General features: G+C 68.9%; 15 protein-coding genes and 1 pseudogene. 9 read left to right on the forward strand and 7 right to left on the reverse strand.

The window, feature by feature from the left end:
* The first annotated feature begins 9 nt into the window (after positions 1–9).
* From secB to J2P76_RS10145, 4 genes are all read left to right on the forward strand, one after another.
* Positions 10–534, forward strand: a complete 525-nt coding sequence (gene secB / locus J2P76_RS10130; protein WP_207406846.1) for a protein-export chaperone SecB — start codon at positions 10–12, stop codon at positions 532–534.
* Between the two features lie 14 nt (positions 535–548).
* Entirely contained in the window at positions 549–1592 is a 1044-nt protein-coding gene (locus J2P76_RS10135) for an NAD(P)H-dependent glycerol-3-phosphate dehydrogenase (protein ID WP_207406848.1), read from the forward strand.
* A gap of 64 nt (positions 1593–1656) precedes the next feature.
* A complete protein-coding gene (locus tag J2P76_RS10140; protein ID WP_207406850.1) occupies positions 1657–2655 on the forward strand; it encodes a Bug family tripartite tricarboxylate transporter substrate binding protein in 999 nt (332 codons plus the stop codon).
* A gap of 80 nt (positions 2656–2735) precedes the next feature.
* The gene (locus tag J2P76_RS10145) at positions 2736–4226 is read left to right on the forward strand and encodes a M81 family metallopeptidase (protein ID WP_207406852.1); all 1491 of its coding nucleotides are present in this window, start codon (positions 2736–2738) and stop codon (positions 4224–4226) included.
* 9 nt (positions 4227–4235) lie between these two features.
* On the opposite strand, the gene J2P76_RS10150 is transcribed toward J2P76_RS10145, so the two are convergent.
* A complete protein-coding gene (locus tag J2P76_RS10150) occupies positions 4236–4706 on the reverse strand; it encodes a tRNA (cytidine(34)-2'-O)-methyltransferase (RefSeq protein ID WP_207406854.1) in 471 nt (156 codons plus the stop codon).
* A gap of 213 nt (positions 4707–4919) precedes the next feature.
* Here J2P76_RS10150 and J2P76_RS10155 point away from each other — a divergent pair, with 213 nt between their 5' ends.
* Positions 4920–6398: an aldehyde dehydrogenase gene (locus tag J2P76_RS10155; protein ID WP_207406856.1), complete on the forward strand. Its 1479-nt coding sequence runs from the start codon at positions 4920–4922 to the stop codon at positions 6396–6398.
* Here the strand turns inward: J2P76_RS10155 and J2P76_RS10160 are convergent.
* From J2P76_RS10160 to J2P76_RS10170, 3 genes are read right to left on the reverse strand one after another with little or no spacing between them, the layout of a single operon-like run.
* Positions 6395–6700, reverse strand: a complete 306-nt coding sequence (locus J2P76_RS10160; RefSeq protein ID WP_207406865.1) for a HigA family addiction module antitoxin — start codon at positions 6698–6700, stop codon at positions 6395–6397. The two genes, J2P76_RS10155 and J2P76_RS10160, sit on opposite strands and share 4 nt — an antisense overlap.
* Before the next feature lie 9 nt (positions 6701–6709).
* Positions 6710–6988 carry a type II toxin-antitoxin system RelE/ParE family toxin gene (locus J2P76_RS10165; protein WP_207406874.1) on the reverse strand — a complete coding sequence of 93 codons (279 nt, stop codon included), beginning with the start codon at positions 6986–6988 and terminating at the stop codon, positions 6710–6712.
* Between the two features lie 17 nt (positions 6989–7005).
* Complete coding sequence (locus J2P76_RS10170; RefSeq protein WP_207406875.1) at positions 7006–7803, reverse strand: double zinc ribbon domain-containing protein; 798 nt, start codon at positions 7801–7803, stop codon at positions 7006–7008.
* Positions 7804–7876: 73 nt separating this feature from the next.
* Between J2P76_RS10170 and J2P76_RS10175 the strand changes: the two genes are divergently transcribed.
* The gene (locus J2P76_RS10175; RefSeq protein WP_207406877.1) at positions 7877–8809 is read left to right on the forward strand and encodes a methyltransferase domain-containing protein; all 933 of its coding nucleotides are present in this window, start codon (positions 7877–7879) and stop codon (positions 8807–8809) included.
* 123 nt (positions 8810–8932) lie between these two features.
* Here J2P76_RS10175 and J2P76_RS10180 read toward each other — a convergent pair whose 3' ends face one another.
* Positions 8933–10177 carry a YbdK family carboxylate-amine ligase gene (locus J2P76_RS10180; RefSeq protein WP_207406879.1) on the reverse strand — a complete coding sequence of 415 codons (1245 nt, stop codon included), beginning with the start codon at positions 10175–10177 and terminating at the stop codon, positions 8933–8935.
* A 363-nt stretch (positions 10178–10540) separates the two neighbouring features.
* Positions 10541–10762, reverse strand: a pseudogene (locus J2P76_RS10185) (C4-dicarboxylate ABC transporter); the annotation flags it as partial.
* Between the two features lie 416 nt (positions 10763–11178).
* Between J2P76_RS10185 and J2P76_RS10190 the strand changes: the two are divergent.
* Together J2P76_RS10190 and ligD are read left to right on the forward strand one after the other, a co-directional pair.
* Positions 11179–12105: a Ku protein gene (locus J2P76_RS10190; RefSeq protein ID WP_207406887.1), complete on the forward strand. Its 927-nt coding sequence runs from the start codon at positions 11179–11181 to the stop codon at positions 12103–12105.
* A gap of 2 nt (positions 12106–12107) precedes the next feature.
* On the forward strand, positions 12108–14699 hold the full coding sequence (ligD, locus tag J2P76_RS10195; RefSeq protein WP_207406894.1) for a DNA ligase D: 2592 nt from the start codon (positions 12108–12110) through the stop codon (positions 14697–14699).
* 40 nt (positions 14700–14739) lie between these two features.
* Here the strand turns inward: ligD and J2P76_RS10200 are convergent, their stop codons facing one another.
* Positions 14740–15417, reverse strand: coding sequence for an O-methyltransferase (locus J2P76_RS10200; RefSeq protein ID WP_207406896.1), 678 nt, complete (start codon positions 15415–15417; stop codon positions 14740–14742).
* A gap of 109 nt (positions 15418–15526) precedes the next feature.
* Here J2P76_RS10200 and J2P76_RS10205 point away from each other — a divergent pair, with 109 nt between their 5' ends.
* Positions 15527–16387, forward strand: coding sequence for a LysR substrate-binding domain-containing protein (locus J2P76_RS10205; protein WP_207406897.1), 861 nt, complete (start codon positions 15527–15529; stop codon positions 16385–16387).
* Positions 16388–16396 lie beyond the last annotated feature (9 nt).

Genomic DNA, 16396 nt, shown 5'->3' on the forward strand with positions numbered 1-16396 from the left:
GAAATTGTCATGGCTGAACAGGATCAAAACACCCAGCAAGCAGGCGGCGACGCGCCGTCGTTCAATCTGCAGCGCGTCTACCTGAAAGACCTGTCGCTGGAAATGCCCAATGCGCCGCACGTGTTCCTGGAACAAGAGCAGCCGCAAGTCGAGGTCAGCATCAACGTGGGCGGCCAGCGCCTGGCCGAGACGGTGTTCGAATCCACGGTTACCGCCACCGTCACGACCCGCATCAACGACAAGGTGCTGTACCTGGTCGAAGGCACGCAGGCCGGTATTTTCGAACTGGCCAACATCCCGCCCGAGCAAATGGACGCGCTGCTGGGCATCGTGTGCCCCACCATGCTGTACCCCTACCTGCGCGCCAACGTGGCCGACGCCATCACCCGCACCTCGCTGCCGGCGCTGCACCTGGCCGAAGTAAACTTCCAGGCCCTGTACGAGCAGCGCCTGGCCGAAATGGCCCAGCAGCAAGGCGGCAACAACGGCTCCGATTCGGGCATCATCCTGCCGCCCGGCACCACCCGCCAATAAGCCCGCCAGCCGCCATGAACCAAGCGCCCGCCCCCTTGAGCGTCGCCGTTCTGGGCGCGGGCAGCTGGGGCACCGCGCTGGCCGCCGTGGCCAGCCGCCGCCATCGCACCGTCTTGTGGGCGCGCGACGCCGCCCAGGCGGACGCCATGGCCGACACCCGCGAAAACGCCCGCTACCTGCCGGGCACCCGCCTGCCCGACGCCCTGGCCGTCACCAGCGACCTGTCGGCGGCCCTGGCGCCGCTGGCGGCCGCGCCCGAGCGCGCCCTGTTCATCCTGGGCGTGCCGGTGGCCGGCCTGCATGCCACCTGCCTGGAGCTGGCCGCGCGCCTGCCGGGCCTGGGGCTGGCGCAGGCGCCCATCGTCTGGACCTGCAAGGGCTTCGAGGCCGACAGCGCCCGCCTGCCGCACGAAATCGTGGCCGATGCCCTGTCCGGCATTCCCGACGCCCGCGGCGGCGTGCTGTCGGGTCCGTCGTTCGCCCGCGAAGTGGCTCAGGGCCTGCCGGTGGCGCTGACCATCGCCAGCGGCCATGACTCGGTGCGCGAGGCCGCCACCCGCGCCCTGCACGGCGGCGCGGTGCGCGTCTACGCCAGCACCGACGTCGCCGGCGTGGAAGTCGGCGGGGCGCTGAAGAATGTCATCGCCGTGGCCTGCGGCATTGCCGACGGGCTGGCCCTGGGCACCAATGCCCGGGCGGCGCTGATCACCCGCGGCCTGGCCGAAATGCGCCGCTTCGGCGTCGCGCTGGGCGCGCAGGCCGAAACCTTCGCGGGCCTGACCGGCCTGGGCGACCTGGTTCTGACGGCCACTGGCGAACTGTCGCGCAATCGCCGCGTGGGCCTGGAAATCGGCGCCGGCCGCAAGCTCGGCGACATCCTGGCCAGCGGCATCACCGCCGAAGGCGTGCGCTGCGCCCGCGCGGCCCTGCAGCGCGCCCGCGCCCTGAACGTCGAGCTGCCCATCACCGAGGCCGTCTGCGCGGTGCTGTTCGACGGCGTGGCTCCCATGACCGCGGTATCGGCGCTGCTGGCGCGCGAGGCCCGCCTTGAAATCTGATTCCCGACGATAAGCCACCTATAACGGCCCGTTCATTCTCAAAACAACCAAAGGAGCTTCCGCCATGTTTCCCGTCCGCCCCCTGCGGGCCGGCGCGCTGCTGCGCCGCCTTGCCCTGGCGCTGGCCGCCGCCGCCGTGCTGCCGGCCGCCGCTCATGCCGAATGGCCTGAACGTCCCATTCACATGGTGGTGCCGTTCCCGCCCGGCTCGTCGCCCGACTTGCTGGCGCGCACGATCGCCGAGCCGCTGGCCCAGGCCCTGGGCCAGCCGGTGGTGATCGACAACAAGCCGGGGGCCGGCGGCAACATCGGCACGCGCATCGTGGCCAAGAGCGCGCCCGACGGCTACACCCTGGTCTACACCATCAACGGCCCGCTGGTAACCGCGCCGACGCTGTACAAGAAGACCCTGGGCTACGACCCGCTGAAAGACCTGGCGCCCATCACCCTGGTGGCCACCAGCCCCAACGTGCTGACGGTGCCCGCCGGCCTGCCGGTGGCCAGCGTCGCCGATTTCGTCAAGCTGGCGCGCGAGCGCAAGGGCGCCCTGAACTACGGTTCGGTGGGCCCGGGCAGCTCGGCCCACCTGGCCATGGAAATGTTCAAGAACGAAGCCGGCATCGACCTGGCGCACATTCCGTATTCCGGCTTCCCGCAGGTGATCAGCGCCATCATCGCCGGCGACGTGCAGGCCGGGTTCATGGTGCCGGCCATCGCCATGCCGCAGGTGCGCAACGGCAAGGCCAAGGCGCTGGCCATCACCAGCCTGGAACCCAGCGAATCGCTGGCGGGCATTCCCACCATGGACAAGCAGGGCTACCCGGGCTTCGAGGCGATTTCCTGGAACGCCATCCTGGCCCCGGCCGGCACGCCCGCCCCCATCATCGACCGCCTGAACCGCGAGTTGGCCGGCATCATCAACAGCGAAGCCGTGCGCAAGCAGCTGGCGCAGCAATACTTCACGGCCGCGCCGTCCACCCCGCAGGGCCTGACCGACCGCGTCAAGAAAGACAAGGCCCGCTGGGACGAAGTCATCAAGCGGCTGGGGCTGTCGCTGGATTGAGCGGCCGGCTGTCAAGCCAGGTGTCTGATCAACCGCATCTGGTACTGTCACAGACACGCCGTTCGCCGTGGAGCCTGTGCATGAAAGTCCTGATTGCCCGCCTGAACCACGAAACCAATACGTTTTCGCCCGTGCCCACACCTTTATCGGCCTTCGGCGAGAACGGGCCGCAGTATGACGGCGATGCGTACCACGCCAACCGCGGCCAGCGCACCGCCATGGCCGCCTTCATCGACCTGGCCGAGGCGCGCGGCGCCGAACTGGTGACGCCGGTATCGGGCTGGGCCTATCCCAGCGGGCCCGTGGCGGCCGATGCGTACGACGAGATGTGCGCGCGTATCGTCGCCGCCGCCCCCGGCTGCGGCGCCATCCTGCTGGATCTGCACGGCGCCATGGTGGCCGAGCACCGCGACGACGGCGAGGGCGACCTGCTGCGGCGCGTGCGCGCCGCGGCGCCCGGCGTGCCCATCGGCGTGGCGCTGGACCTGCACGGCAATGTCACACAAGCCATGATCGACCACGCCGACGTGATCGTCGGCTTCAAGACGTACCCGCACATCGACATGTACGAAACCGGCGAGCACGCCGGCCGGCTGCTGTTCGGCATGCTGGACGGCCGCTGCCGGCCCGCCCTGGCCTGGCGCCAGTTGCCGCTGATGACCCACACCCTGCGCTCGGCCACCGACCAGGGCGCCATGCGGGCGGCGGTCGAGGCGGCGCGGCAGCTGGAAGCGCAGGGCCTGCTGGCCGTGTCGGTGCTGGCCGGCTTCAGCCTGGCCGACATCGAGCGGCCCTGCATCAGCGTGGTGGCCGTTGCCGATGGCGACGCGGCGGCCGCCGACCGGGCCGCCGCCCAGGTGGCGGCGCAGATCTGGCGCGAACGCGACGGCTTCGTGTACCGCAGCGAGCCGCTGAACGACTCGCTGGCGCGCGCGCGCGACATGGCGCGCGGCCAGAGCCGCCCCGTACTGCTGCTGGATCACGGCGACAACTGCAATTCCGGCGGCACCTGCGACACGACCGCCGTGCTGGAAGCCGCGCTGGCCCAAGGCATGGACGGCATCCTGGCCGGCCCCCTGTGCGACCCCGAAGCCGTGGCCCAATTGATCGCGGCCGGCCAGGGCGCACGCGTGTCGGTGGCGGTGGGCAACAAGCGCCCGCTGGCGCACCTGGGCATCGCCGCCCGGCCGTTCGTGCTGGACGGCGTGGTGCGCGCCGTCACCGACGGCCAGTACCGCATCAGCGGCCCCACCTACACCGGCATGCTGTGCCACATGGGGCGCACGGCCGTGCTCGATGCCGGCGCGGTATGCCTCGTGCTGTGCGAACGCCCCCACGAGCCCTGGGACCTGGGCGTGTTCGAAAGCGTGGGGCAAGACCCGCGCCGCGCCCGCTATCTGCTGCTGAAGTCGCGCATGTACTGCCGCCCGGTGTTCGTGCCGATCTCGGCCAGCCTGGTGGAATGCGACAGCCCGGGCGCCACGACGTCGGACTATGGCGTCTTTCCGTACCGCAAGCGCGCCCGGCCGCTGTACCCGCTGGAGCCCACCCAATACGACGACGGCCGCTGACGCGGCCCGCTACACCCCGCCGGCATAGCCCTGCTGGCGCCACGCCTCGAACACCGTGACGGCCACCGCATTCGACAGGTTCAGGCTGCGCTGGCCCGCGCGCATGGGCAGGCGCAGGCACTGCTGGGGCGCGAACAGCGCCATGTGCTGGTCGGACAGGCCCGCGGTCTCGCGGCCGAACACGAACACGTCGCCCGGGCTGAACGCCACGTCGGCCACGTTGCGCTGCGCGCGGGTGGTCAGGGCATAAATATGCGCGGCCGGGGCTGCGGTGGCCGCCAGCGCCTGCGCCAGGGTGTCGTGCACCTGCACCGGCTGCCATTCGTGATAGTCGAGCCCGGCGCGGCGCAGGCGCGCGTCGTCGAGTTCGAAGCCCAGCGGGCGCACCAGGTGCAGCTGCGCGCCGGTATTGGCGCACAGGCGGATGGCATTGCCGGTGTTGGGCGGAATTTCGGGGCAGACGAGTACGACGTGGAACATGGTTTCATCCTGGCGCGCCGCGGGGCCGCGGCGCGCGACGACCGCTATTGTGCCAGGGCGGCGGGCGGGCTTATGCAGCCGCAAACCCGTCCTTTCAGAAAAGCGAAGCGCAATCGGGCAGGCAATCGTACGCGCGGCCGGGGCATTGCGCCACAATAGGCAGCTTCAGTGCAGGCCCCGCACCTGGACGGCAAAACCATAACGGAGGCAATCTTGAAGCGTTACCAGCTCTACATCGACGGCAAATATGTCGACCCCGCTTCGGGCGAGTGGTTCGAATCCGACAATCCCTGCGACGGCAAGCCCTGGGCCAGCATCCCCAAGGGCAATGCCGAAGACGTCGACCGCGCCGTGCAGGCGGCCTACCGCGCCGGCCGCGAAGGCCCGTGGGCCACGTACACGCCCAGCCAGCGCGGGCAATTGCTGCACCGCCTGGGCGACCTGATCGCCCGCGACGCCGAGGCGCTGGCCCGCACCGAAGTGCGCGACAACGGCAAGCTGTACGCAGAAATGGCCGGCCAGCTGAAATATGTACCGCAATGGTTTTATTACTACGGCGGCCTGGCCGACAAGATCGAAGGCACTGTCCCGCCCATCGACAAACCCGGCCACTTCGGCTACACCCGCCGCGAACCGCTGGGCGTGGTGGCCGCCATCACGCCCTGGAATTCGCCGCTGCTGCTCACCGCCTGGAAAATCGCGCCGGCGCTGGCCGCGGGCTGCACGCTGGTGCTCAAGCCGTCGGAATTCACCTCGGCCTCCACCCTGGAATTCGTCAAGCTGTTCGAAGAAGCCGGCTTCCCGCCCGGCGTGGTCAATGCCGTTACCGGCTTTGGCGCCGAAGTGGGCACGCCGCTGGTCACGCACCCGCAAGTGCGCAAAATCACCTTCACCGGCTCTGACGCCACCGGCCGGCTCATCAACGAGCAGGCCTCGCGCGACTTCAAGCACGTCAGCCTCGAGCTGGGCGGCAAATCGCCCAACATCGTGTTCGACGACGCCAACCTCGACGACGCCGTCAACGGCGCGGTGTCCGGCATTTTCGCCGCCACCGGCCAGACCTGCATCGCCGGCTCGCGCCTGCTGCTGCAAGACAGCATCTACGACACCTTCGTCGAAAAGCTGCTGGCGCTGGCGCGCACCGCCAGGATGGGCGATCCGATGCAGGCCGACACCCAAGTGGGCCCCATCACCACGCCGCCGCAGTACCGCAAGGTGCTCGAATACATCGACATCGCCCGCAACGAAGGCGCGCGGCTGCTGCTGGGCGGCGACCCGGTGCGCGAAGGCCCCTGGAAAGACGGCCGCTTCATCCAGCCCACCATCTTCGGCGACGTCGACAACGCCATGCGCATCGCGCAAGAAGAAGTCTTCGGGCCGGTGCTGTCCATCATCCGCTTCAAGGATGAAGACGAGGCCGTCAGGCTGGGCAACGACGTGCGCTTCGGCCTGGGTGCGGGCGTCTGGACGCGCGACATCGGCCGCGCGCTGCGCATGGCCGAACGGATCCAGTCGGGCACGGTGTGGGTCAATACGTATCGCCTGGTCAGCTACCTGATGCCGTTCGGCGGCTACAAGGATTCGGGCCTGGGCCGGGAAAGCGGCATCGACGCCATGCGCGAATACCAGCAGGTGAAAAGCGTGGTCATCAACGCCGGCGCGCCGGTGGGCAATCCGTTCGTGATGCGCTAGCGTACGGGTTGCGCGACCCGCCGCGCAGCCCGTACTTTCAGGTCGCGACCTGAATGTCTCGCCCGCCATAAGTCGTACTCGGCCTGCATCTGCAACCACATGATGGCCGTGGGGGCGGGCACCCATTGGGCAAGGCGTATCGCCAACTCTGGCGACACGCCGGCATGCCCATGCACAAAACGCGACAGCTGCACACGCGACACGCCCAACTGCGCAGCCGCGTCGGTAAGGCTGAGGCCCAACTCGGGCAGGATGTCGTCCCGCAGGATGCTGCCGGGATGAGGCGGATCATGCATAAGCATGGCGAGTTCCTAATGGTAATCCTGGTAATCAACCTGCAGCGCGTCGTGCCCCTCGAAGGCAAATGTCAGGCGCCAATTACCGCTGACCCACACTGACCAATGTCCGTCCAAGTCATATCCCAACGGATGCAGGCGCCATCCGGGTATTGCCATATCTTTCGGCACAGCAGCGTGATGAAGAGCCAGCAATTGACGTTTGAGCCTGGCGGCATGGGCGGCCTGTATTTTCGCGGTCGAGCCCGTGCGAAAAAACAATTCAAGCACTTTATGTCGAAAGTGTTTGATCATTTGATTGTATCTTGTATCTATACACGATACAAACCTAAGCTGTCCTGCCGGCCGTCTTCCCTATCCCGAATCGGCGTGCGGGCGGCCACCAGTACGGTGACATCGGCGGCGCCTGCCCGCAGCAGGGCACGGGCGGCGGCGTCGACGGTGCTGCCGGTGGTCATCACGTCATCGACCAGCCCCACCGGACGCCCGTGCCATGGCTGGCCGCAGTGGAACAGGCCGTGCGCGCCCTGGCGCCGGGCGCGGCGATTGCCGGCCGCCTGCCGGGGCCCTTCGCGCAGGCGGCGCAGGGCGCCGCGCCGCAGCGGCAGGCGCAGCTGCCCGGCCAGGCTGGCGGCCAGTTCGGCGGCGGGATTGAAGCCGCGCCGCCGCAACGACGCCTGGCTGGACGGAATGGGCACCAGCACCGTGTCCCGGTGCAGGGGCACGGCCTGGCGCGCCACTGCGTCGGCCAGCAATTGCGCCAGCGCCGTGGCCAGCCCGTAGCGCCGCTCGCCTTTGTAGCGGCCGATCAGGCTGTCGTAGGGCGGCTCGTAATCGAAGGCCGCGATGGCGCGCGCGAACGCCGGCGCGGCCCGCGCGCAGTCGGGGCAGTGATGGCGGGCCTGCGCATCCAAGCGCAGAGCGCAGCGCGCGCAACGCGGGCTGCCGCCGCGCATGCTGTGCGCGATATCGCCGGCGCAGCCCGGGCACAGCCGCCCGCCCGCGGCGGTTTCGCCGCACAGCGGGCAGTCCGAGGGCAAGCCGGCCAGCAGGCGCCGGGCGGCATGCAGCGGGAACGAAAGCAGCGAATGGGCAATAATGGGTGGCATGGCGGCAGGTACGGAACCGGGCCGCCCATCACATCACGCTTTTGCAGCGCCGCGCTCCGGCGGCGCGCCCTTCATGTCACAGTCTTCGCCCGAATCCCCGCCCACCCTGCCCCTGGTGCCCGCCCACGTCATCCGGCAATTCGCGCGCCGCGGCGACTTGTCCGATGCGCAATTCCTGTATGGCGAGATCGCCCGCCGCATGCTGGGCCGGCTGCAATACATCCGCCTGCAACCGGCCGCCCTGCTGGATGCCGGCTGCGGCGCCGGCGACAATCTGCCGCTGCTGCGCGAACGCTATCCCGACGCCGCCTACCTGGGCCTGGACGCCAGCGAGGCGCTGCTGGCGCACGCCCGCCAGCGCCATGCCGGCGGCGGGGTAGCCCACTGGCTGGGCAAGCTGGTGGGCCGGCAGGGCCACGGCCCGCGCTTCGTGCGCGCCGACCTGGCCGACACCGGCCTGGCCGCCGAATCCCTGGACCTGGTGTGGTCCAACCTGGCGCTGCACTGGCATCCCGCGCCGCACGCGGTGCTGGCTGAATGGCGGCGCGTACTCAAGGTGGGCGGGCTGGCGATGTTTTCCTGTCTGGGGCCGGGCACGCTGCGCGAATTGCGCCAGGCGCTGGACGACGCCGGCCTGCGCACCGCCACGCCCTCGTTCGTGGACATGCACGACTTCGGCGACCTGCTGGTGGAAAGCGGCTTCACCGACCCCGTAATGGACCAGGAAACCCTGACGCTGACCTACCGCAGCCCGCAACGCCTGCTGGAAGACGTACGCGCGCTGGGCGGCAACCCGGCCCGCGACCGCCGCCGCGGCCTGGCCGGACGCGGCTGGCGCGACCGCCTGTGCGCCGCGCTGGAAGCGCAGCGCAATGCCGAAGGGGTCATTCCGCTGACCATCGAGGCGGCCTACGGCCACGCATGGCGCGCCGCGGCGCGCCACAGCGCGCCGGGCGAAACCCGGTTGTCGGTCAGTGCAATAGGCGGACGCCGCGCGGGCGGCTGAGCGCGGCAAGGCATTCGGATATCTGACTTCCGCAGGGTGTCGGATATCGTTCTATTGGGACGATCTCGCCACACTTCGGTGTCTGACACCCTGCGGGAGTCAGACACCTTGTATCTTGGCGCCTCAGTGCAGGCGGTCGGGGCGCCAGCCGGGCGTGACGCCCGCTTCGGGCGTGGCCAGGGCCTGCACCCCGTGCACCGGCTCGGACGTGGCGCGGATCCGGCGCCGCGGCACGTCGGCCGCCGGGCCGGTTTCGCGTTCGCCGCGCCAGGTGCGCGTCATCGATTCGACCACCAGCGGCAGGTCGCGCAGCCGGTGGAACTGGCTGCGCAGCCAGCGGGCATCGTTGCCGTTGCGGATGGACTCATCGCGCAGCGCCGCCAGCATATCGCCGGTGCCCAGCTCGTCGGCAATCGGCATCAGGCGCTGGAACAGGCCGCGCAGATGATCGATCAGGCGCAGGCGCTGGCCGTCGGGCGTAACGTAGCTGCCCTGCAGGCCGAAGCGGCACGCCTGGAAATGATTGCTGCGGTACGCCAGCCAGGCGGCCGGCGCGGGTTCGGGCTCGCGCGAGACCAGCACCGCCAGCGCCTGCGCGAAGGCGGCCAGCTGGCAGGCCCGTTCGACCGTCAGGGGCGTATCGCACACGCGGATCTCGACCGTGCCGAACTCGGGCTTGGGCCGGATGTCCCAGTACAGGTCTTTGATGCTTTCGGCCAGGCCGCTGGTGCGCAGCTGCGCCATGTGGGCCTCGAACCGGTACCAGTCGGTAACGTCGGCCGGCAGGTGGCCGGCCAGCGGAAAGCTGCTGACCGCATTCAGGCGGCAGCACGAAAACAGGGTGTCCACGCCCTCGTAGTAGGGCGACGAGGCCGACAGGGCGATGAAATGCGGCACATAGGGCGACAGCCCGCGCACCATGCGCACCGCCGCGTCGCCCGAGGGCACGCCCAGGTGGATGTGCTGGCCGAACACCGTGAACTGGCGGGCCAGGTAGCCGTACATCTCGGCCAGGTACTGGAACCGGGGCGAATCGGAAATGGCGCGTTCCTGCCAGCGCATGAAGGGGTGCGCGCCGCCACCGGCCACGGATACGCCGACGGCATCGGCCGCGTCGCACAGGGCATCGCGCATTTCGCGCATTTCGGCCAGCAGGCCCATGGGGTGCTCGTGCACCGAGGAATTCAGTTCGATCATGGACCGGGTGATTTCGGGCTTGACCCGGTCTGCAATGGGGTGGTTGGCCATCTGGGCCAGCAGTTCGTCGGCAGCGGCGGCCAGGTCGAAGCTGCGCTGATTGATGAGTTGCAACTCGAGCTCGATGCCGAGTGTGTTGGGGGCGGACGAAATGAACGGGATCTGTTCCATCTCCGACTCCTTCAGATATGTTGGTGGGGGCGCATCGTTCGGCCTTGAAGCCCGGCAGCTTCCCGGGGGGCTCTTGACGACGTCTTATGTCTGCATGATAGCCGCAACTTTATGTCGGGAAGATTCGAAATCGTGACAATTGTGCGCAACTTGGAGATGCATTGCGTTTTTGTCTGTGACGACAATGTGAGTAAACGCTTACAGCCCAATATTGGCGCGGCTGCCAGCCCGATACCCGGCGCAATCGCGCCAAAAATGTGGGTATTTGGGTGTGGGCGGGATAACCCTATATCGGGTAATCCCCTATATTTTGCGGCCGGCAGCTGACCAGATCGTGACAGGATCCCGCCCGCCGCCCAGCCGCTATTTGAAAGCCGCCGCGGGGTCGCCCGAACCGCCGCCGTAGACGCTGCTGCCGTAGGTGGTTTCGATCTCGATCTTGACGGTGCTGGGGTCGACGGTGGACATGCCGGCCTTGTAGTGCATGACGATGCCGGGGAAGACCATAACGGCGATCACCATGGCCAGCTGGATCACGATGAACGGCACCGAGCCCCAGTAGATCTGGCCGGTGGTCACCGGCTCGNCGTCCGGGCGGGTGGGGGCGGCGCACGTGCGTCGGGCTCGGGCGCATGCAGGCGCCCTCGGCCTGCTGCGCAGGCTGCCCCGCCGCCCAACGCGCCACCCCCACCCGCCCGGACGCCGCGGGACTGCGACAGCCTCAGATGTCAGGCTCCGCCAGGTGCCTGACACCGAAGTACGCCGCAGCCGTCTCAGTCGTACGGTGTCCGACACCCTGCGGGAGTCAGCCTTCTGGCAACGAAGCGAGGCCGATCGGGGACGTCGCGCAGCCGGCTTTGCCGGTGCGTCAGCGTCGCCCCCTTGAGGGGGAAGCGCGTCAGCGCTTCGGGGGTGGGTCTTTACCTCAGGCACGATAATTGCAGTGTGTCCGCGTCGGCCGGCCTGGAGCAGGGCGGCCCGTATATCGGCAGAGGTGACTCATGGCGACTCGAACAATCTGGAAAGGGGCGATCTCGTTCGGCCTGGTTCATATTCCGGTCGGCCTGCATACGGCCACCACGGACTCGGGCGTGGATTTCGACTGGCTGGACAAGCGGACCATGGATCCGGTGGGCTACAAGCGCATCAACAAGCGCACCGGCAAGGAAATCGACCGCGACAACATCGTCAAGGGCGTGGAGTACGCGGATGGCGAGTACGTGATTATTTCCCCGGACGAAATTGCCGATGCCTATCCCCGCACGACCCAGACCATCGAGATCCAGCGCTTCGTGGAGGCCGCCGAGGTGTCGTTCGTATATCTGGAACGGCCGTACTACATCGAGCCCATCAACCGGGGCCACAGGGTGTATGCGCTGCTGCGCGACACGCTGGCCAAGGCCGGCAAGATAGGCATCGCCAAGGTCGTCATCCAGACCAAGCAGCACCTGGCGGCGCTGATTCCCTCGGGCGATGCGCTGGTGCTGAACCTGATGCGCTGGGGCGAAGAGGTCAAGTCGATGAAGGGCCTGGACCTGCCTTCATCGAAGGCCAGGAACATGGCGCCCAGCGCCACCGAACTGAAAATGGCGAAGATGCTGGTGGAAGACATGTCGGGTCCGTGGGACCCCGATGATTTCCAGGATGAGTTCCGGCAAACCATCATGGACCTGGTGGAAAAGAAGGCGCGCGCCGGCAAGACCAAGACGGTGATCGAGCCGCAGGAAGAGGCCCCCGCCTATGGCGACAATGTCATCGACCTGACCGAGCTGCTGCAGCGCAGCCTGAAGGGCGGCAAGAAGGGCGGCCAGGGCGCCCGCAAGGCGGGCGCCAAATCTGCCGGGCGCGCCGCGCCGCGCAAGCGGGCCGCCCGGAAAACCGCGGGCAAGGCGGCCAAGGCGAGCGGTAATGCACGCAAGGCGGCATGACCATGGCCGATACCCTGAAGCGGTACCGCGAGAAACGCGATTTCAAGCGCACCCCCGAGCCCGCCGCCGGCGGCAGGCGCAACGAGCAGGCGCGGGCTTTTGTCGTACAGAAGCACTGGGCCAGCCGGCTGCACTACGACTTCCGGCTGGAACTGGACGGCGCCATGAAGAGCTGGGCGGTGCCCAAGGGGCCCAGCTACGATCCGTCGGTCAAGCGCATGGCGGTGCAGGTGGAAGACCACCCCATTGCCTACAACCAGTTCGAGGGCCGGATTCCCAAGGGCCAGTATGGCGCGGGCAAGGTGATCATCTGGGACGAAGGCGTCTGGACGCCGGTGGGCGATCCGCGCCAGGGCTACCGCGACGGGCATCTGAAGTTCGACTTGCGAGGCGCCAAGCTGCGGGGGCGCTGGGCCCTGATACGCATGAAAGGCAAAGAAAACGAAAAGCAGCCGCCCTGGCTGCTTATCAAGGACCGCGACGACCAGGCTCGCGACGAAGGCGAGTTTTCCGTGGTGGACGAAATGCCCGACAGCGTCGTGCCTTTGCGCAAGCAGGGCGGGCGGGGGCCCGGCCGGGGCGCCCCGCAAAAGCAGGCAGCGGTCTCGTCCGCCCCGCCGGATACCGGCGAAAAAGTGCCCGGCAAGCCGGCCGAGCTGCCCACGGAGCTCAAGCCGCAGCTCGCTACTCTGGTCGACGGTCCGCCGCGCGGCGGCGACTGGCTGTACGAGGTAAAGTACGACGGCTACCGCATTCTGGCGCGCCTGGAAGACGGGCAGGCGCGGTTGTGCACCCGCAATGGCCACGACTGGAGCGCGCGCCTGCCGCACCTGGCGCGGGCCATCGGCAAGCTGCAGGTGCCGTCGGCCTGGATCGACGGCGAGATCGTGGTGCTGGCCGACAATGGCGCGCCCAGCTTCCAGGCCTTGCAGAACGCCTTCGACCGCGACCGTCCGGGCGCCATCGTGTATTACGTGTTCGACATGCCGTATGTGGCCGGGCGGGACGTGCGGGCCGAGCCGCTGCATGCGCGGCGCGCCTGGCTGCGGCAGCTGGTCGACGCCAATTCGGACGCTCTGCAAGACATGGTGCGCTTCAGCGAAACCCTGGATGCCACGCCCGCGCAGCTGGTGGCGTCGGCCTGCAAGATGGGGTTGGAAGGCATTATCGGCAAGCGGCGCGATGCCTCGTACGTATCGCGCCGCAGCGATACCTGGGTCAAGCTGAAATGCGCCCAGCGCCAGGAATTCGTGATCGTGGGGTACACCTCGCCGCAAGGATCGCGCACGGGTTTCGGCGCGCTGCTGCTGGCGGTGCATGGCTCCGACGGCAAGCTGCGCTATGCGGGCAAGGTGGGCACCGGCTTCGATACGCAGGGGCTGCAGTCGTTGGCAGAGCAATTGCAGGGGCTGGCCACGGCCGACAGCCCGCTGGCCAGCACGGCCAAGGTGCCGCGCGGCGCGCATTGGGTCAAGCCGCGGCTGATCGCCGAAGTGTCGTTCGCCGAATGGACGGCGTCGGGGCATGTGCGCCAGGCGTCGTTCCGCGGGCTGCGCAGCGACAAGCCGCCGCGGGCCATCGGCCGCGAGACTCCGGTGCCGGCGCGCGAGGTCGAGGCGGGCAAGCCTGATGCGCGGCCGCGCCGGCAGCGCGCCGCCGCGGCCGAATCCGGCAAGGCGCGGGCCGCCGGCAAGACGGCCCAGGCCCGGGGAACGGTGCGCGCGTCGCGGCTGACCCATCCCGAGCGCGTCATCGATGCCAGCACCGGCCTGACCAAGCTGGACCTGGCGCGCTACTACGGCCTGGTGGCGCCTTTGCTGCTGCAGCACCTGCGCGGCCGGCCGGTTTCGTTCCTGCGGGCGCCGGCCGGCATCGAAGGCGAACTGTTTTTCCAGAAGCACCCCGATACCGGCAGCATGCCGGGCGTGCGGCTGCTGCCGCGCAGCCTGGACCCCGGCCATCCCGCGCTGGCCGAAGTGGCTACCCTGCAGGGCATCATGTCGGCCGCGCAGATGAATGTGGTGGAGTTCCACACCTGGAACGCCGTCAAGACCGCGATCGGCAAGCCCGACCGCATGCTGTTCGACCTGGACCCGGGCCAGGGGGTGAAGTGGCCCGCCGTGCGGCAGGCCGCGGAATTGGTGCACGTGCTGCTGCGCGAGCTCGGCCTGCGCGCCTGGCTGAAAACCAGCGGCGGCAAGGGCCTGCATGTGGTGGTGCCACTGCGCAGGCAATACGGCTGGGACGTGGTGAAGGATTTTTCGCAGGCCATCGTGCAGCACCTGGCCAGGACGGTGCCGCAGCTGTTCGTGGCCAAGAGCGGGCCGCGCAACCGCGTCGGCAAGATCTTTGCCGATTACCTGCGCAACGGCTTCGGCGCCACCACGGTGGCCGCCTGGTCGGCGCGCGCGCGGCCCGGCATGGGCATTTCGGTGCCGCTGGCCTGGAGCGAACTGGACCAGCTCGACCGCAGCGACCAGTGGACGGTGGCCAATATCCACACGCGGCTGGACGTGGGCAATGCGCCCTGGGACGACTACAAGCCGCAGGCGCTGGGCGCGGCCATGAAGGCGCTGGGCTATCGGCCGCAATAGGCGCGGCGCAGCCCGGCCGCCCGACCGCGGCCGCTGCCGTTCAACGCGACACGACCGCCAGCGAGAAGCCGTCCCAGCCCTTGCTGCCCACGGTCTGGATCGCGGTGGCGGTCAGGCGCAGGTCGCGGCCCATGGCTTGCAGGAAATCCCGCGCGCCGCGCACGTCGGGCTGGCCGGCCGCGGCCGGATCGGCAATGCGCCCGCCGCGAATGATGTTGTCGCCCACGATCGCGGTGCCGTCGCGCGCCAGCGCCAGCGCCGCGGCCAGGTATTGCGGATTGTCGGCCTTGTCGGCGTCCAGGAAGATCAGGTCAAAGGGCGGTGCGCCTTCGGCCGCCAGTTGCCGCAGCGTATGGTGCGCATCGCCTTCGATGACCTCGGCGCAGGCGTCCAGGCCGGCCGCCGCCAGGTTCCGGCGGGCCACCCGGGCGCAGGCCGGGTCGCGTTCCAGCGACAGCAGGCGCCCGCCGGGCGGCAGGGCCCGCGCCAGCCAGATGGTGCTGTAGCCGCCCAGCGTGCCGATTTCCAGAATGCGCTGGGCCCGCGCCATTTGTGCAAAAATTTGCAGCAGCCGGCCCTGGTTGGGGGCCACTTCGTGGGGCGGCAGGCCGGCTTCGCGCGCGCGCGCCAGGGCGTGTTGCAGGGCCGGATCGTTCAGGTGCAGGGCCTCTTCAAAGTAGTTGTCTACGGCGGTCCATCGGGCTGTTTCCCTGTGCATGCCAGTGTCCAGAACAAAGTTGCGATGGCATGCATGCTACGCAATGCCGGCCGGACGCGATATCGAGTTATTCTGGCTACTGTGTCAAGTTTTCTAACGAATCTGCTCTATGCGATCCCTGCCGCCGCTGTCCGCCCTGAAGACCTTCGAAGCAATTGCGCGCACGGGTTCCGTGACGGCGGCGGCCCAGGAGCTGCATCGCACGCACGGCGCCGTCAGCCGGCAGCTGCGCCTGCTGCAGGAGCACGCCGGCACGCCGCTGTTCGACAAGCAGGGCACCGGCCTGCGCCTGAACGAACACGGCGCCGCGCTGCACGCCCTGACGCGGCCGCTGTTCGACCAGCTCGAGGCCGGCTATGCCGGCATAGTGCAGCGGGCCCGCCATCCCGGCCTGCATGTGGCGTGCAGCGCAAGCTTTGCGATGCGCTGCCTGGTGCCGCGCCTGGGCGACTTCTATCGCCAGCGGCCCGACATCCGCATCCGCCTGTCCATGACTTCGGCGCGCGAGCTGCGCGGCGAAGGCGCCGACCTGCTCATCGCCTGGGACCTGGCCACTTACCCGCAGGCCGACCGGGCCGCCGCGATACCGCTGGCGCCGGTGGCGTTCGGCCCCGTGCACGCGCCGCGCTACCGCGCCAGGGGCGCGGCCCGCGTGCGGATCGCGCATGATTTCACCACCAGCGCATGGACCCAGTGGCAGGCCTTGTCGGGCATCGACCTGAAGCTGGGCCGCGAACTGGCCTTTCCGCACACCCATCTGTGTGTCGAGGCCGCGGTGTCGGGCCTGGGCGTGGCGCTGGCCGAGCAGCGGCTGGTGCGCAAAGAGCTGGACGACGGCACACTGGTCGCGCCGCACGGATTCACCCGCTTTCCGGGCGGGCTGATGGCGCTGCCCGGTGCAAGAGGGGCCGATGGCCCGCAGGCGCAGGCGTTCATTGCCTGGCTGCGGCAGGCGCTGGGCGGCGGGTAGGGGCCGGGG

The organism is Bordetella petrii, from assembly GCF_017356245.1.
In the GTDB taxonomy this organism is placed as follows: Bacteria; Pseudomonadota; Gammaproteobacteria; order Burkholderiales; family Burkholderiaceae_B; genus Bordetella_A; species Bordetella_A petrii_D.

Coding starts and splice junctions, on each gene's coding strand:
- J2P76_RS10160 (WP_207406865.1), bottom strand. CDS start 6,700: ATGCTTATGCATGATCCGCCTCATCCCGGCAGCATCCTGCGGGACGAC.
- ligD (WP_207406894.1), top strand. CDS start 12,108: ATGGCCGATACCCTGAAGCGGTACCGCGAGAAACGCGATTTCAAGCGC.
- J2P76_RS10165 (WP_207406874.1), bottom strand. CDS start 6,988: ATGATCAAACACTTTCGACATAAAGTGCTTGAATTGTTTTTTCGCACG.
- J2P76_RS10205 (WP_207406897.1), top strand. CDS start 15,527: ATGCGATCCCTGCCGCCGCTGTCCGCCCTGAAGACCTTCGAAGCAATT.
- J2P76_RS10135 (WP_207406848.1), top strand. CDS start 549: ATGAACCAAGCGCCCGCCCCCTTGAGCGTCGCCGTTCTGGGCGCGGGC.
- J2P76_RS10140 (WP_207406850.1), top strand. CDS start 1,657: ATGTTTCCCGTCCGCCCCCTGCGGGCCGGCGCGCTGCTGCGCCGCCTT.
- J2P76_RS10200 (WP_207406896.1), bottom strand. CDS start 15,417: ATGCACAGGGAAACAGCCCGATGGACCGCCGTAGACAACTACTTTGAA.
- J2P76_RS10170 (WP_207406875.1), bottom strand. CDS start 7,803: ATGCCACCCATTATTGCCCATTCGCTGCTTTCGTTCCCGCTGCATGCC.
- secB (WP_207406846.1), top strand. CDS start 10: ATGGCTGAACAGGATCAAAACACCCAGCAAGCAGGCGGCGACGCGCCG.
- J2P76_RS10190 (WP_207406887.1), top strand. CDS start 11,179: ATGGCGACTCGAACAATCTGGAAAGGGGCGATCTCGTTCGGCCTGGTT.
- J2P76_RS10180 (WP_207406879.1), bottom strand. CDS start 10,177: ATGGAACAGATCCCGTTCATTTCGTCCGCCCCCAACACACTCGGCATC.
- J2P76_RS10145 (WP_207406852.1), top strand. CDS start 2,736: ATGAAAGTCCTGATTGCCCGCCTGAACCACGAAACCAATACGTTTTCG.
- J2P76_RS10150 (WP_207406854.1), bottom strand. CDS start 4,706: ATGTTCCACGTCGTACTCGTCTGCCCCGAAATTCCGCCCAACACCGGC.
- J2P76_RS10175 (WP_207406877.1), top strand. CDS start 7,877: ATGTCACAGTCTTCGCCCGAATCCCCGCCCACCCTGCCCCTGGTGCCC.